Source organism: Pseudomonas sp. IPO3749 (assembly GCF_013386605.1).
Classification (GTDB): Bacteria; Pseudomonadota; Gammaproteobacteria; order Pseudomonadales; family Pseudomonadaceae; genus Aquipseudomonas; species Aquipseudomonas azotoformans_A.
This window is the reverse complement of the sequence record NZ_JACARN010000069.1, coordinates 29,376-43,425: the sequence shown is the minus strand read 5'-3', so window position 1 is coordinate 43,425 and position 14,050 is coordinate 29,376. Positions and strand designations below refer to the sequence as shown.

Here is a 14,050-nt window from a genome sequence, read left to right as displayed (position 1 = left end):
CCTCCTCCACCGCCACCAATGTCTGGGGGGGCCGGTGGAGAAGGCGATTCATCATCTGCAAACAGCTCTGGAAAAAGCGCCTTCAACAATGCGAGCCAACTGTCAGATGCGTCTTTTTTTAACGCCTCGATAATCGCCTTGAACTTCTCCTCTCCGAGTTTCTTGCGCACCTCATTGAGCTTGTCACGCAAGTCCTGGACGGTTTGGCTCTTGGAGGTTTTCTGCGCCTCCTCCAATGCCTTCAGAAGATTGGATACCACCGCCTTATCGGCATCCAGGCTGTGAACACCATCGGTTTTGTCCTGGGTGTTTTCAGCACCAAAAGCAGCGGTTCTGTCGCTAAAATAAACCCGAGCCGTTTGGCCTGATATCTGTTGAGCCCATTGCATAAATTTCCCCCGCCCGTAAGCCACCGTTGGTGTACTTGGTAGGGAAAAGTGCGTCGGCCGTTCCAGTAAAAACGAGTGGTCTCGTAGGGACGCAGGCAGTACGAAAAGTCGCGCCTACAAAATGAACGCGCAAAAAAAACCCCTCGTTGAGGGGTTTTCTTTTACCAGCGTCAGACCAATGACATTACGTCATCTGAATGATGGTCTGCATGATGGTGCTCTGGGTGGAGATGGTCTTGGCGTTCGCCTGATAGTTGCTCTGGGCCTTGATCAGGTCCACCAGCTCGTTGGTCAGGTTGACGTTGGAGTTCTCCAGGGAGTTGGCCACGATCGAGCCCAGGGTGCCGGCTTGCGGGGTGTCATAACCTGGCTGGCCCGAAGCGAAGGTCTCTTTCCAGGTAGTGCCGCCGTTGGGCTGCAGGCCTTGTTCGTTGTTGAAGCTGGCCAGAGAGATCTGGCCAATGGCCTTGCTCTGCTGGTTGCTGAACGTTGCGAACAGTACACCGCTGCCGTCGATTTTCAGGCCGGTGATCTGGCCGGTGGCGTAGCCATCGGTGACCGGTGGGTTGCGGTACGTGGCCGAGTTGTACTGGGTAATGTTGGCCATGTTGACGGCGATGCCGGTCGGGTTGGCATTCGCACCATTGGCCTTCCACACACCATCAGTCACAGTGCCAGGGACCCAACCGGTAATAGTCAGAGTCTTGTCGGACACACCGCCGGTCACGACGCTAGTCAGCTTGCCATTGCCATCAAAGGTCAATGCCGACGGCACTGGCGGAGTCGATGGCGTACCGGTTGGCGCAGAACCGTTAGGGTTGCGACCATCGATCAGGGTATAGGCATTCCACTTATTGCCGTCGGTTTTCACCAGGTACTGCACCATCGGGTGTGCGTTGCCCTGGGAGTCGTACAAGGTGGTGCTGTATTGAGTGGTAAAGGTGCTGGTGTCGTTCGGGTTGAACGGCTTCGCCACCTGGTCGATCACCGGCTCCGAGGAGTTCAGGTTACTGGTGGAGTCCACTTTGGTGGACGCCTTCGGCGGCAGGTTCGACAGGTTCAATTGCAGGTCGGTCAGGCCGCCCTTGATGATCTTGCCGTTCTCGTCCGCGGCATAACCTTGCAGGCGCGAAGTGCCGGTGTTGTTGGTGATGTAGCCATCTTTGTCGGCACGGAAGGCACCACTACGGGTGTACTCCAGCGAACCGTCGCTGCCCTTCTGCACGAAGAAACCGCCGCCCTGGATCGCCATGTCCAGGATGCCACCGCTGCCGTTCACGTCACCTTGGGTGAACTGCTGGGACACGGCCGCCAGGTTCACACCGTTGCCGATACTGTTCTGGCCAGTACCCAGTTTGGAGGCGGCGTAGATGTCCGCGAATTCCGCACGGGACGACTTGAAGCCAGTAGTCGCGACGTTGGCGATGTTGTTGCCGGTCACGTCCAGTTGTTTGTTGGCCGCATAGAGGCCGCTAAGGCCGATGTTAAAAGACATGTTTCTCTCCCTCTGCCGTATTTAGCCGGCTCTATGTACCGATAGTCTGAATTTGCGACAGCTTGACGCTGCCCATGCCGCCAGCCAGGTTCAGCAGCATTTCGCCGCCGGTCTTGCTCAGGGTCACGCTCGTTACCGTTGCTGGCAGCGAAGTGGTCAGGGCAACGGCGTCACCCTTGTCATTCTTGGTGGTGGCATTGAAGGTGTAGGTGCCCGCAGGAGCGACCTCGCCCTTGTCGTTTTTGCCATCCCAGATAAAGCTCTGGCTGCCGGCACTCTGGGCGCCCATTTCGATGGTGCGCACCAGGTTGCCGTCTTTATCGGTGACCTTGACGGTGACGTTGCCCGTCGCCGTTGTCACATCCACCGAACCGGTCATGCTCTTGCTGGTATCCACCATGGCCTTGTCGGTCTGGATGATGATCGAGCGGCCTACCAGCGACGACGCCTGCAGCGCTTGCGACGAGCTGAAGTTGCTGGAGATCGCATTCACCGAGTCATTCAGGGTGTTGATGCCTTCCAGGCTGCTGAACTGCGCCAGCTGGGCCACGAACGCGCCGTTGTCTTGCGGCGACAGCGGGTTCTGGTTTTTCAACTGGGTAACCAGCAGTTGCAGGAACGCATCCTTGCCCAGCGACTGTTTGCCGGTCGCGGCCTTGGAAGCGTCACCCAGGCTGCTGGCGTTGTCTGTCGCGGTCTTGACCTTGGAGTTGAAAAGGTCCTGGACTGGCGTGTTGTTACTCGTATCAACAATGGCCATTATTTGGCGCCCCTTATCACTGACCCAGGGTCAGGACCTTCTGCATCATGGTTTTGGCGGTGTTCATCATTTCCGCGTTGGTCTGAAACGAACGGCTGGCGGAAATCATGTCGGCCATTTCCTCGACCACGTTGACGTTCGGGTAGTAGACATAACCCTTTTCGTTCGCGGCGGGATGGTTGGGTTCGTAGCGGGCTTCAAGGTTGCTTTGGTCTTCGACCACGCCGAGCACTTGCACACCGGAGCCTGCTGCACCTTGGTCCTGGAACAACGAATCGCTGCCGCCCGCCTGGCCGCCCTGGAACATGGTGGCGAACACCGGGTGACGGGCGCGGTAGGTCTGGTCAATGCTCGAAGACACGGTCTCGGCGTTGGCGATGTTACTGGCGACGGTGTTCAAACGCGTGGTCTGCGCGCTCATGCCACTGCCGGCAATATTGAAAACACTGGACAGGGACATGGCTTACTCTCCACGCAGGGCTGACATCAGCCCTTTGAATTTGCTGTTAAGCAGGGTGAAGCTGGCTTGAAAGTTCACCGAGTTCTCGGCGTAGGCCGATTGCTCCAACTGCGCGTCGACGGTGTTCTGGTCGATCGACGGCTGCATCGGCGTGCGATACAGCAACGACTCGTCACCATTGCTCAGGCCTTGGGCTTCGATATGACGGCTGTTGGTCATGTTCAAGGCGAAGGTGCCGTTCTTGGTCTTGTCCTGCTGTGCGGCGAGCACGGCGGAGAAGTCCAGGTCCCGAGCCTTGTAGTTCGGGGTGTCGGCGTTGGCAATGTTGTTGGCCAGGACTTCGGCACGCTGGGCGCGGAAGCCCAGGGCTTGTTCGTGGATACCGAGCGCTTTATCGAAGCTGATGCTCATGGCGGAAACCTTTAAGGGCTGACCTGCTTTTCGTTAACTGGGTTATAGCAAGGTGCATGCCAATCTTACGAAGGCCCGTATATCAAGGGTTTGGGGGGCGGTTGCCGGCGGCAATGCCAGAAAAGCGGCAAGCGGTTTCCGCGTGGCGCCAGTAAAGCGGCAATGGCGTTTGCCGCTTTGCGGCCAAAAAAATGGGAGGCCTTTGTGGGGCCTCCCATTGTTTGTTCAAGCGTGCGTCACTTGGCCTGGTAGATGATCCCCGGACTGCATTGCACCATCTGGTAATGATCCGGCAGACCGTTCAGCGCTTCGGAAGCACCGAGGAACAGATAACCGCCACGCTTGAGCGTGCCATGGATGCGCAGCAGGATGTCTTTCTTCACTTCGGCCGAGAAGTAGATCAGCACGTTGCGGCAGAACACCATGTCGAACTTGCCCAGGCTGGCGTAGCTGTCGAGCAGGTTGAACGAGCGGAATTCCACGCGGCTCTTGATCGGCGCCTTGACCGCCCAACGCCCTGCCCCTTTCGGGTCGAAGTAACGCTGCAGGCGTTCCTGGGACAAACCACGGCCCAGGGCCAGGCTGTCGTACTCGCCGGTCTTGCAGTTGGTGAGCATGGTGCCGGACAGGTCAGTGGCGACGATTTGCGCCCCAGCCTTCAACTGGCCCAGATTGGTCCGCTCGAACTCATCGATGGACATCGAAATCGAGTACGGCTCCTGCCCCGAAGAGCAGGCAGCCGACCAGATGCGCAGGCGCTGGCCGGGGCTGGCCTTGATGGCTTCCGGCAGCACTCTGCTCTTGAGCACTTCAAACGGGTAGGTGTCACGAAACCACAGGGTTTCGTTGGTGGTCATGGCATCGACCACCATCTCCTTGAGCCCGCTGCGCGGCTGCCCCTGGATGCGCTGGACCAGCTCACCCAACGACTTGATGCCCTGCTGCTCCATCAGTTTGTTGAGACGGCTGGATACCAGGTACTGCTTGTTTTCACCGAGCAATATGCCACAGGCTTTTTCCAGGAAGACCCGGAACTGTTCGAAATCCAAATTACCCGTAGACAATGATACCGCCTCTTAAATCGTGTGACCGCCAGGGGAAATCCCCCTAGCCGTGATCTGCTGCCTTGATCCGGTCGACTACCCGGGATGCCAGGTCATCAGGACGGAATTTGGCCAGGAAGTCATCGGCACCGACCTTCTTGACCATCGCCTGGTTGAAGACACCCGACAACGAAGTATGCAGGATGATATGCAATTTTTGCATGCGTGGATCGTTGCGTATCTCGGCCGTGAGGGTGTAGCCGTCCATTTCCGGCATCTCGATGTCGGAGATCATCATCAAGAATTCTTCTTCCGGCTTCTTGCCGTCATCCACCAGCTTGCGCAGGTAATCCAGGGCCTGGCGACCGTCATTGAGGGCCACCACTTCCACGCCGACCGTTTGCAGGCAACGGGTCACCTGTTTACGCGCCACCGAGGAATCGTCCACCGTCAGCACTCGCAGGGAAATTGCCTTGTGCGCAGTTTCGGCGTCCACCACCCCCACGGAAATCGATTCAGAGGTGGGGGCCACTTCGGCGAGGATCTTCTCCACGTCGATGATTTCCACCAACTGGTTATCGACCCGCGTCACCGCCGTCAGGTAGTGATCGCGACCGGTGCCCTTGGGCGGCGGATGGATCTCTTCCCAGTTCATGTTGACGATGCGCTCCACCGAGCGCACCAGGAAGCCCTGGGTCTTGGTGTTGTACTCGGTAATGATCACGAAGGGGTTCTCGCGGTCCTGCAAACCCGCCGAACCGGTTGCCAGGGCCAGGTCAAGAATCGGGATCGTCGCGCCACGGATGCTGGCAACGCCGCACACCACCGGGCTGGACTTGGGCATGATCGTCAGCTTGGGGCATTGCAGCACTTCCCGCACCTTGAACACGTTGATGCCATACAGCTGCTTGCCATCCAGGCGAAAAAGCAACAACTCCAGGCGATTCTGCCCTACCAGCTGTGTGCGCTGGTTTACTGAATCCATTACTCCTGCCATGCCCAGACTCCTACGCTAAAACCTTTAAAGGTGCGACGCGCACCCAACACTAAACGGCACGGCCTTTGCTATTTACAGATCATGGATATTAAAACGACAGTTTCCCGACGCCTTCACCTGACCCGGTTCTGCAGATTGCTCTGCGTACCGCTGGCGTTGCTTGCCTTGGGCCTGGGCGCCACGGCCCGCGCAGACAACGTCACCTTGCCTGATCTACTTATCGGCGTCACTCAAGGCTTTCTTGAGTTCACTGTAGAAGATTATCTGGCGACTACCCAGACGCCAGGGCGATATGAAATCCAGGTCAACCAGCTGGACCCACGGTTGCGCATGCCCATGTGCGACAAGGAATTGACAGCCACCCTGGAAAGCCCCGCCCAGCCCATCGGCCGCGTGACGGTCAAAGTGCGCTGCGACGGCGCCTCGCCCTGGACCGTGTTCGTGCCGGCGCAGGTCAAGCTGTTCCGCGATGTGGTAGTGGTTGCTCGGCCATTGAAACGCACCGGCATCATCGGTTTCGACGACGTTGTGCTGCGCGAACGCGACATCAGTATGATCAGCCAGGGCTACCTGACCTCACTCGACCAGGCGGTCGGGCAGAAATTGACCCGACCAGTGGTCACCGACCAGGTCATTACTTTGGTGCATCTTGAGCAGGCGGAGGTGATTCGCAAAGGCGACCAGGTAGTGATTTCCGCCAGCAGCGGCGCGTTGCAGGTCAAAATGCCGGGGGAAGCGTTGTCCAACGGCGGTATGAGCGAACAGATTCGCGTCAAGAACCTCAACTCCAACCGGGTGATCAAGGCGCGGGTCACCGCACCGGGTCAGGTGGAGGTGGCTTTATAGATTACTGGTATCGGACGCGCGCTTTTCCTACACTGTCGGTTGGATGCCGGCCTGCAGGTTTTATTGTCAATCGAGCCTAAAGTTTGTCCGGGTATGGCCGAAAACATGGCAAGCGTCCAAATACCCAGAGGTTTTTTGATCATGGTCATCGATTTCAGTCGTTTAAATAACACCCCGACTACGTCGGCCCCTACGCGAGCTACTGGCACCAAAGACAGCGTAGAAGCCAAGGCCCAGCCACTGCCCGCCAAGGCAGAACAGGCCAGCGCCAGCCAGAGCGGGGAATCCGTACACCTGAGCAATGAGGCTCAACAGTTGCAGAAGGTCACTGACTCGCTGCGCGATCAACCGGTGGTCAATAAAGCCCGTGTGGCCGAATTGAAACAGGCAATCGCCGATGGCAGCTATAAAGTCGACAGCAACCGTGTAGCCAGCAAGCTGCTTAATTTCGAAGCCGAGCGCTAGGCAAAGGCCTGCGCCGGGCTTTTGGACGCTTAAACCCCAAGGCCAGCCATGCATCACGACGAAAATCTGCTTCAACTGATCATTGATGATCTAGCGCCGACGCAACAGCTGCTCGAGCTGCTCAGGGAAGAATCCCTGGCCCTTTACGGCCGGGATATGCCCCTGCTGGAAGAAATCCTCGCGCGCAAGCAGTCGCTGATTGTCCTGCTGGAACAGCACGGCAAGAAGCGCAGCCAGATCCTCGCCAGCCTGGGCCTGCCGGCAGACCATGATGGCTTGGCGCAGTTGGCCAGCCACTCCACGGTCGGCGATCAATTACTGGCCCAGAGCAAAGAACTCAATCAATTGCTCACCCAGTGCCAGGAAGCCAACCTGCTCAACGGTCAGTCGATCCAGCTCCAGCAAGCCACGACCGCCAACCAGTTGCGTATACTTCACGGCGGAGAGCCTCCGGCGCTTTACAACGCTCAGGGTTCCACCTCGCGCCTGGTCAAGCCAAGCACCCGCAGCCAAGCCTGACGCCGCTTTACAGCGCGGCCTATCCAAGGCGCGCCACATACTGGCAGAATGCCTGCTCTTGCGTGTAGTCGTATTTTGTCTGGAGATGGAAGAACCGTGTTCAACGCCCTTAATGCGGAAGATGCCCCGCAGCCACCCAAGGTCCTCACCACGCCTCTGGAAATCGCCAGCACCCTACGGATGCTGCAAGACAGCCATGACCCGCTGATCATCACCTTCCACGAACGCAGCCAGCGCTTCCAGAGCTACCTGGTGGACGTTGACCGGGACAGCAAGACCCTGGCGCTGGACGAAATGATCCCGCGTGACGGTGAACGCTTCCTGGAAAGCGGCGAACCGTTTCGTATCGAAGGTTTTCATGAAGGCGTGCGCGTCGCCTGGGAAAGCAACGGCACCTACACCATCAGCGAAAAAGACGGTCACCGCATCTACACCGGCGCCATGCCCGACGAAGTGGTCTACCACCAGCGCCGCAATGCGTTCCGCGCCGCCTTGAAGCTGGCCCAACTGGTCAATATTGAATTGGGTGGCGAGAAGCTCAAAGCCCCCGTCAGCGGCAAACTGCTGGATATTTCCGCCACCGGCTGCAAACTGCGCTTTGAAGGGGATATCTCCGAGCGCCTGCAACTGGGCCAGGTCTACGACCGTTTTATCGCCGCCCTGCCCTTTGGCAGCATGACCACTTCGGTCGAACTGCGTTACCTGCACTTCGAAGAGAAGATCAACACCACTTTCGCTGGCGTGCGCTTCCACAACATGAGTGGCTTGGTGCAGCGCCAGGTCGAGCGCTTTGTGTACCAGTTGCAACGCGAAGCACGACGCTTTGACAAAGACGACGATTTTTAAAGCTTAAAGATCGCGGCAAAAAAAACGGGCAGATCCTGATGGGATCTGCCCGTTTTGCATTCAGGGTCGCGCCCTGCTCAAGTCGTGAGGATGCTCGTCTGGCCCCACAGGTTCAGGAGGCCCCACGAAAGGCGGTTCCTCTGCCTCCGGACTTGGCTCCGTTTGCGGTTCAGGCTCCGGGACAGTGGTTTGCATTTGTTCCTGCACCACCGCCTCATCCACCCGCGGATCAAGGCAGGCCACCAGTGGCGAGCTGGACATGCTGTCGGGCATCGCCACGTGGTGCAACGGCGCATCGTCCACCTGATGCAGGTTGGTGACCGCTTTTGGCCGGATGCGCCACACCAGGATCAATGCGCACAGACTGAAAAACGCATACAGCATGTGACTGCCGAACAGCTTCATCACCACACCGGCCAGCAAAGGCCCGACACTGGCGCCAACACCGTACGTCACCAGCAGCATGGCTGTCAGCGATACGCGGCGATCACCCTCCACATGGTCGTTGGAGAACGCCACCGCCAAGGGATAAAGACAAAACTGCACCAGGGAGCAGACGAAGCCTGCCACGAACAACACTTCCAGCGGCACCTTGGTCAGTATCGCCAACGGCAACGCCGCCACTGCCAGGCACAGCGCAAAGCAACGGATCAGCAGCGCGCGATCATAACGGTCAGACAACCAGCCCAACGGCCACTGCACCACCAGCCCGGCAAAAATACAGCTACCCATGAACAGACCCACTTGCTCGGTGGTCAAGCCTTGCTGAGAGGCATACAGCGGCGCCAGACCGTAGAACGAGCCGACAATCAACCCCGCCCCAAGCACCGTACTCAGCGACTGCGGCACCCGCTTGATAAAGAAGCGCGGCTCCATCGGCGCGGGGTGCAGAGGCGCCGGGTGAATCCGGCGCGTCATGGCCACTGGCACCAGGCACAGGGCAAAGCACAGCGCGACCAGCATCAGCAGTTCAAGGCCCAACTGCGGGTGCATGACCAGAATCAGCTGGCCGAGCACCAGGCCCAAGTAGGACGCGATCATATAGCCGCTGAACACCACGCCGCGCTGCTTGGCGTCGGCCTGCTCATTGAGCCAGCTTTCGATGACCATGTACTGGCACATCATGCCCAGGCCCACGATCATCCGCAGCACGATCCAGGCCGGCAACCAGTCGATCAGACCATGCCCCAACACCGCCGCACCGACGATCCCGGCGCAGGTGGCGTAGGCGCGGATATGCCCGACCCGGGCAATCAGGCGGTGCCCGATCTTGCCACCCAGCACCAGGCCAAAATAGTTGGCCGCCATCAACGCACCGACCCACAGGCTGTCGACATGATCGGCCGCCAGGCGCAGGGCCAGGTAAGTACTGAGCAGGCCGGAGCCGATCAGCATCATCAAGGAGGCAAAATAAAGGGCTCGAAAAGATTTCCAGATCTGGCGCATCGGCGTTCCGAGCGGCTCCTTGCGGTGAGAGACAGGGCTATCGGCATGATAGTCCGGGGTGGCCGGGTCCGGACAGGCGGTATGCGCTGTTTCCGGGGATTATTTTGCTTCAAGGCTCAGACGCTGCCTGGCTGCTCGCGGGATACACAGATTGCTATAAATACACGATGCCAGGGCTGTGAACCCAGAACCCCGGCAAGGTTCGACCCATCTTCGGAAAACGCCCACAAAAAAGCCCCGCCAGACGGATCTGTGCGAGGCTTTGAATCTGGTGTCCCAGGGCCGGTTCGAACGGCCAACCTTCCCCTTAGGAGGGGGATGCTCTATCCAATTGAGCTACTGGGACAAATGACAGCCGTTGCGCTAAAGGCGCGGCGACGGACGGCGTGCATGTTAACGGCCGAGGTAGGTTTTGTCATGTCGTCCGTGGGCTTTTTGAGTGTAGGTCGATGCCAGCCTTATTTATCCTGCCCTGACCCCGCAAACACGGGGCCTGCGAGGCCATCGTGCAAAATGCACTCCCCCAAAACGCCATCATTGCAAATTGCAACCTTCCAGCCGCTTAAAGTAGACTTAAGCACTTGATTTTATTGAAGTAATAGATTGGCACGACACCTGCAATACTTCTCCTACAAACCCAATAAGCCACGGCGTTAAGCGGAGAACATGACCATGAACAGTGCCCTTCTGTTAGCCCTCAACACCATAGCCCTGGCGACATTGCTGATGTTTCACTTTCAATCGACTGGCACCAATGACCCTGCGCAGCTAAGCCAGGCTGTGCCACATCATCTGCAACAACGCCCGCAACTGGCGGTGATGACACCCAACGCGCAATCGCCCGCACGCCTGACCCAAGACACTCAGTCCGCACCCGCTTCTGAACACTGGGTTTTCTGAGGAAGCCTCTGATGAATAAATTTGCCTGGCTGTTTTTGTGCCTGACCGCATTAACAGGGATTCTGGGCCTGGGGGCTGACTCCCAGGACAGCCAAACGACTGCATTTGTCGCCAGCGGCGTGTTTGCCAGCCTATTGTTGCTCACCTTGATCGTGGGTCGCCGCATCAAATTCGACCCCGTCCTGCGCTAACTCCCCCTCCCTACCTTATGTCGCCTCCCCCTCGCTAATCGGCAAATTGCCACTAGTCTTAAAATTAAGGGCAAAAGGCCACTTTGTTATAGGATGAGCGGCCTGAAACCCTGTGGTGGCCTGGACTTGCAGGAAGTTCCCTCGCGGATTCACGCGTGGAAAAGTTTTCCAACCAGTCCGCAAAAACGCAAATGAGTGCTGGCATAAAGCCTTTAGGCAGTTCAATATTTGTCACAGAATTGACGCCAAGGAAATGTCAAATCTGAGGCATGATGCGGCCTCTTTGCAATTCGGGTTGAACTTTGGTCGTGAGCCTTGTCTTAACACTCATCTTGCGGCCAATTCCAGAAACCGCTCCCCTGAACTAACCGGTTAAATATATGCGCCCATTGAAACAGGCAATTTATTCCAGCCGTACGGCTGACAAGTTCGTCGTACGTCTGCCAGACGGAATGCGGGAACGCATTGCCGAGGTGGCTCGCAATCATCACCGCAGCATGAACTCCGAAATCATCGCGCGCCTGGAACAAAGCCTCATTCAGGAAGGTGCGTTGGGCGAAGAGTTGAGCATGCGCCTGGACAGCCCCGAGCTGTCGCTGCACGAACGCGAACTGCTGCAGCGTTTTCGTCAGCTCTCCCACCGCCAGCAAAATGCTCTCGTCTCGCTTATCGCGCACGACGTTGAGGCGGCCGCAGAAGCCAATTGATCTGCACCTGAAAGCCGAAGCCAGCCATGTGCTGGCTTTTTTTTTGCGTGGGATTCGGGAAGAAGATTTGAGGCGGGGGCAGATTTGCCCCCGCGGGGTGGAATCAGAGCAGGAAGATCGTTGCCAGGCCCAGGAAGATGAAGAAGCCACCACTGTCGGTCATGGCCGTGATCATCACGCTGGCACCCATTGCCGGGTCGCGCCCAAGGCGGGCCAGGGTCATGGGGATCAACACCCCCATGAGCGCCGCCAGCAGCAGGTTGAGGGTCATGGCGGCGGTCATCACCACACCGAGCGACCAGCTGCCATACAGCAAGTAGGCCACCACACCGATCACCCCACCCCAGACCAGGCCGTTGATCAGGCCAACCGCCAACTCTTTGCGCAGCAAGCGCGACGAGTTCGCTGTACTGACCTGGTCCAGCGCCATGGCGCGCACAATCATGGTAATCGTCTGGTTACCTGAGTTGCCGCCGATCCCGGCCACAATCGGCATCAGCGCAGCGAGCGCCACCAGCTTCTCGATCGAACCTTCGAACAAGCCAATAACCCGCGACGCGATAAAAGCGGTGATCAGGTTAACGGCCAGCCACGCCCAACGGTTATGCAGTGAGCGCCAGACCGAGGCAAAGATGTCTTCCTCCTCACGCAAACCTGCCATGTTGAGGACTTCGGTCTCACTTTCTTCACGAATCAAGTCGACCATTTCATCGATGGTCAAACGGCCGATGAGCTTGCCGTTCTTGTCGACCACCGGCGCCGAGATCAAGTCATAACGCTCAAACGCCTGGGCAGCCTCGTAGGCGTCTTCATCCGGGTGAAAACTCACCGGATCACTGGCCATGACGTCGGCTACTTTCTTCTCAGGGTCGTTGACCAGCAGACGCTTGATCGGCAACACGCCCTTGAGAATGCCTTCGTAATCGACCACAAACAGCTTGTCGGTATGGCCCGGCAACTCTTTGAGACGACGCAGGTAACGCAAGACCACTTCCAAACTGACGTCTTCGCGGATGGTGACCATCTCGAAGTCCATCAGCGCGCCGACCTGATCCTCGTCGTAGGACAGCGCGGAGCGCACACGCTCACGCTGCTGGCCGTCAAGAGCCTCCATCAGCTCATGGACAACATCACGGGGCAGCTCGGGGGCCAGGTCGGCCAGTTCGTCAGCGTCCATTTCCTTGGCCGCAGCCAGGAGCTCGTGATCGTCCATGTCGGCGATCAGGGTTTCACGGACCGAGTCGGATACTTCGAGCAGGATGTCGCCGTCGCGGTCAGCCTTGACCAACTGCCAGAGGGTCAGTCGATCATCCAGTGGCAACGCTTCGAGAATGTAGGCGACGTCGGCGGAGTGCAGGTCGTCGAGCTTACGTTGCAGCTCGACGAGGTTTTGCCGGTGAACCAGGTTTTCGACCAGGTTGTTGTTCGGGCCGTCCTGGCGATGCGTAAGGTCTTCGACCACGCGTTGGCGCTGCAGCAGCTCGATGACTTGAGCCAGGCGATCCTGCAGGCTTTCTTGTGTTTTCTTTACTTCTACTTCGGTCATAGGCGAACTCCACTCCCAGCAGCGGGGCACGCCGGAAGGATCAATCAGTCAATTCATGATTGGTAAAGCGGGGTACTGAGCAACTACTGGGTAAGTCCATGGAGGTATTCCACAAGCCCCGGCGGGGCTGACGGGCGCAATGATACACCGCCCGGCCACTTTAAACGTCAAAAAACTGGAAAGAACAAGCGCTTGCGAGCCAAAGCTGAGCATTGGCTGTATCTATGAACTGCGACGACGCAGTGGAGGAGGAGAACACATGAAGGCGAGAGAAAAAGAAAAAATCCTACACAAACCCCAGACGGCAAAAAGCCCGCACTAGGCGGGCTTTTTGTTTGTATGGTGCACTCGACAGGATTCGAACCTGTGACCGCTCGGTTCGTAGCCGAGTACTCTATCCAGCTGAGCTACGAGTGCAGATTGTGTTTTTAGACCAGATCACAACTGGTTGTAACCGAATCACCTGCATGACTGCAACTGATTCTTAAATGGTGCACTCGACAGGATTCGAACCTGTGACCGCTCGGTTCGTAGCCGAGTACTCTATCCAGCTGAGCTACGAGTGCATTTGTTGCCGCGCATTATAGGCCGTTCAATCTCTATGTAAAGCTATTTTTTCGTTAATTTTCAACAACTTAGCGAAAAAACCAGATTGCAACGTACTAAGCAAATAATGGCGGAGAACGGGGGATTCGAACCCCCGACACCCTTTTGAGGTGTACTCCCTTAGCAGGGGAGCGCCTTCGGCCACTCGGCCAGCTCTCCGCAACACGGGGCGTATATTAACCACGTTCATCCCCGTTTGCAAACATAAAAAACGATAAAAATTAAAGGCTTGGTTCTTCGTCCTTCTCTTTCTTGATCCGCAGGTAGATTTCCTCGCGGTGTACCGCTACCTCTTTCGGAGCGTTAACCCCGATACGCACTTGATTGCCTTTGACGCCGAGCACGGTCACGGTGATTTCGCCATCACCGATAATCAGGCTTTCTGCGCAACGACGAGTCAGAATCAGCATACCTTTCTCCTCA

At 57.5% G+C, this 14,050-nt stretch carries 16 protein-coding genes, 4 tRNA genes and 1 pseudogene; 7 read left to right on the top strand and 14 right to left on the bottom strand.

From position 1 onward, the window contains the following. From HX812_RS24850 to HX812_RS24820, 7 genes and pseudogenes are all read right to left on the bottom strand, one after another. Positions 1-389 (bottom strand): annotated as a pseudogene (locus tag HX812_RS24850) (hypothetical protein); the annotation flags it as partial. Between the two features lie 184 nt (positions 390-573). Then, positions 574-1,884 (bottom strand): flagellar hook protein FlgE, encoded by a 1,311-nt coding sequence (gene flgE / locus HX812_RS24845; protein WP_038846360.1) that lies wholly within the window; start codon positions 1,882-1,884, stop codon positions 574-576. 31 nt (positions 1,885-1,915) lie between these two features. Continuing rightward, on the bottom strand, positions 1,916-2,644 hold the full coding sequence (gene flgD / locus HX812_RS24840) for a flagellar hook assembly protein FlgD (RefSeq protein ID WP_038846362.1): 729 nt from the start codon (positions 2,642-2,644) through the stop codon (positions 1,916-1,918). A 16-nt stretch (positions 2,645-2,660) separates the two neighbouring features. Continuing rightward, positions 2,661-3,104, bottom strand: a complete 444-nt coding sequence (gene flgC / locus HX812_RS24835; protein WP_010208347.1) for a flagellar basal body rod protein FlgC — start codon at positions 3,102-3,104, stop codon at positions 2,661-2,663. A gap of 3 nt (positions 3,105-3,107) precedes the next feature. Further along, positions 3,108-3,515, bottom strand: a complete 408-nt coding sequence (flgB, locus tag HX812_RS24830) for a flagellar basal body rod protein FlgB (RefSeq protein ID WP_010208346.1) — start codon at positions 3,513-3,515, stop codon at positions 3,108-3,110. Between the two features lie 236 nt (positions 3,516-3,751). Continuing rightward, complete coding sequence (cheR, locus tag HX812_RS24825; RefSeq protein WP_038846364.1) at positions 3,752-4,579, bottom strand: protein-glutamate O-methyltransferase CheR; 828 nt, start codon at positions 4,577-4,579, stop codon at positions 3,752-3,754. Between the two features lie 43 nt (positions 4,580-4,622). Continuing rightward, the gene (locus HX812_RS24820) at positions 4,623-5,555 is read right to left on the bottom strand and encodes a chemotaxis protein CheV (RefSeq protein ID WP_038846366.1); all 933 of its coding nucleotides are present in this window, start codon (positions 5,553-5,555) and stop codon (positions 4,623-4,625) included. Between the two features lie 81 nt (positions 5,556-5,636). Between HX812_RS24820 and flgA the strand changes: the two genes are divergently transcribed. The 4 genes from flgA to HX812_RS24800 all read left to right on the top strand — a co-directional run bounded on the left by flgA (position 5,637) and on the right by HX812_RS24800 (position 8,231). Beyond that, the gene (flgA, locus tag HX812_RS24815) at positions 5,637-6,401 is read left to right on the top strand and encodes a flagellar basal body P-ring formation chaperone FlgA (protein WP_038846368.1); all 765 of its coding nucleotides are present in this window, start codon (positions 5,637-5,639) and stop codon (positions 6,399-6,401) included. 141 nt (positions 6,402-6,542) lie between these two features. Continuing rightward, positions 6,543-6,866, top strand: coding sequence for a flagellar biosynthesis anti-sigma factor FlgM (gene flgM, locus HX812_RS24810; RefSeq protein WP_038846372.1), 324 nt, complete (start codon positions 6,543-6,545; stop codon positions 6,864-6,866). A gap of 48 nt (positions 6,867-6,914) precedes the next feature. Next, positions 6,915-7,385, top strand: a complete 471-nt coding sequence (locus HX812_RS24805) for a flagella synthesis protein FlgN (protein ID WP_038846375.1) — start codon at positions 6,915-6,917, stop codon at positions 7,383-7,385. Between the two features lie 96 nt (positions 7,386-7,481). Further along, positions 7,482-8,231: a flagellar brake protein gene (locus HX812_RS24800; RefSeq protein WP_038846377.1), complete on the top strand. Its 750-nt coding sequence runs from the start codon at positions 7,482-7,484 to the stop codon at positions 8,229-8,231. Positions 8,232-8,291: 60 nt separating this feature from the next. Here HX812_RS24800 and HX812_RS24795 read toward each other — a convergent pair whose 3' ends face one another. Together HX812_RS24795 and HX812_RS24790 are read right to left on the bottom strand one after the other, a co-directional pair. Then, complete coding sequence (locus HX812_RS24795; RefSeq protein WP_038846378.1) at positions 8,292-9,677, bottom strand: MFS transporter; 1,386 nt, start codon at positions 9,675-9,677, stop codon at positions 8,292-8,294. A 269-nt stretch (positions 9,678-9,946) separates the two neighbouring features. Beyond that, positions 9,947-10,023: transfer RNA gene (locus HX812_RS24790), tRNA-Arg, on the bottom strand. A gap of 326 nt (positions 10,024-10,349) precedes the next feature. Between HX812_RS24790 and HX812_RS24785 the strand changes: the two genes are divergently transcribed. The 3 genes from HX812_RS24785 to HX812_RS24775 all read left to right on the top strand — a co-directional run bounded on the left by HX812_RS24785 (position 10,350) and on the right by HX812_RS24775 (position 11,475). Further along, positions 10,350-10,577 (top strand): hypothetical protein, encoded by a 228-nt coding sequence (locus HX812_RS24785; protein WP_038846387.1) that lies wholly within the window; start codon positions 10,350-10,352, stop codon positions 10,575-10,577. A gap of 11 nt (positions 10,578-10,588) precedes the next feature. Then, positions 10,589-10,768, top strand: a complete 180-nt coding sequence (locus HX812_RS24780; protein WP_038846380.1) for a PA3371 family protein — start codon at positions 10,589-10,591, stop codon at positions 10,766-10,768. A gap of 380 nt (positions 10,769-11,148) precedes the next feature. Continuing rightward, positions 11,149-11,475: an Arc family DNA-binding protein gene (locus HX812_RS24775; RefSeq protein ID WP_003193592.1), complete on the top strand. Its 327-nt coding sequence runs from the start codon at positions 11,149-11,151 to the stop codon at positions 11,473-11,475. A gap of 103 nt (positions 11,476-11,578) precedes the next feature. Here HX812_RS24775 and mgtE read toward each other — a convergent pair whose 3' ends face one another. The 5 genes from mgtE to csrA all read right to left on the bottom strand — a co-directional run bounded on the left by mgtE (position 11,579) and on the right by csrA (position 14,037). Further along, positions 11,579-13,021, bottom strand: a complete 1,443-nt coding sequence (gene mgtE, locus HX812_RS24770) for a magnesium transporter (RefSeq protein ID WP_033901295.1) — start codon at positions 13,019-13,021, stop codon at positions 11,579-11,581. A gap of 340 nt (positions 13,022-13,361) precedes the next feature. Further along, positions 13,362-13,438: transfer RNA gene (locus tag HX812_RS24765), tRNA-Arg, on the bottom strand. Positions 13,439-13,510: 72 nt separating this feature from the next. Then, a tRNA-Arg gene (locus HX812_RS24760) sits at positions 13,511-13,587 on the bottom strand. Between the two features lie 108 nt (positions 13,588-13,695). Continuing rightward, positions 13,696-13,786: transfer RNA gene (locus tag HX812_RS24755), tRNA-Ser, on the bottom strand. Positions 13,787-13,848: 62 nt separating this feature from the next. Continuing rightward, a complete protein-coding gene (gene csrA / locus HX812_RS24750; protein ID WP_003175645.1) occupies positions 13,849-14,037 on the bottom strand; it encodes a carbon storage regulator CsrA in 189 nt (62 codons plus the stop codon). Between the last annotated feature and the right edge of the window lie 13 nt (positions 14,038-14,050).

Coding starts and splice junctions, on each gene's coding strand:
- HX812_RS24775 (WP_003193592.1), top strand. CDS start 11,149: ATGCGCCCATTGAAACAGGCAATTTATTCCAGCCGTACGGCTGACAAG.
- flgE (WP_038846360.1), bottom strand. CDS start 1,884: ATGTCTTTTAACATCGGCCTTAGCGGCCTCTATGCGGCCAACAAACAA.
- HX812_RS24795 (WP_038846378.1), bottom strand. CDS start 9,677: ATGCGCCAGATCTGGAAATCTTTTCGAGCCCTTTATTTTGCCTCCTTG.
- flgM (WP_038846372.1), top strand. CDS start 6,543: ATGGTCATCGATTTCAGTCGTTTAAATAACACCCCGACTACGTCGGCC.
- flgB (WP_010208346.1), bottom strand. CDS start 3,515: ATGAGCATCAGCTTCGATAAAGCGCTCGGTATCCACGAACAAGCCCTG.
- HX812_RS24805 (WP_038846375.1), top strand. CDS start 6,915: ATGCATCACGACGAAAATCTGCTTCAACTGATCATTGATGATCTAGCG.
- flgD (WP_038846362.1), bottom strand. CDS start 2,644: ATGGCCATTGTTGATACGAGTAACAACACGCCAGTCCAGGACCTTTTC.
- flgC (WP_010208347.1), bottom strand. CDS start 3,104: ATGTCCCTGTCCAGTGTTTTCAATATTGCCGGCAGTGGCATGAGCGCG.
- HX812_RS24785 (WP_038846387.1), top strand. CDS start 10,350: ATGAACAGTGCCCTTCTGTTAGCCCTCAACACCATAGCCCTGGCGACA.
- mgtE (WP_033901295.1), bottom strand. CDS start 13,021: ATGACCGAAGTAGAAGTAAAGAAAACACAAGAAAGCCTGCAGGATCGC.
- flgA (WP_038846368.1), top strand. CDS start 5,637: ATGGATATTAAAACGACAGTTTCCCGACGCCTTCACCTGACCCGGTTC.
- HX812_RS24820 (WP_038846366.1), bottom strand. CDS start 5,555: ATGGCAGGAGTAATGGATTCAGTAAACCAGCGCACACAGCTGGTAGGG.
- HX812_RS24780 (WP_038846380.1), top strand. CDS start 10,589: ATGAATAAATTTGCCTGGCTGTTTTTGTGCCTGACCGCATTAACAGGG.
- csrA (WP_003175645.1), bottom strand. CDS start 14,037: ATGCTGATTCTGACTCGTCGTTGCGCAGAAAGCCTGATTATCGGTGAT.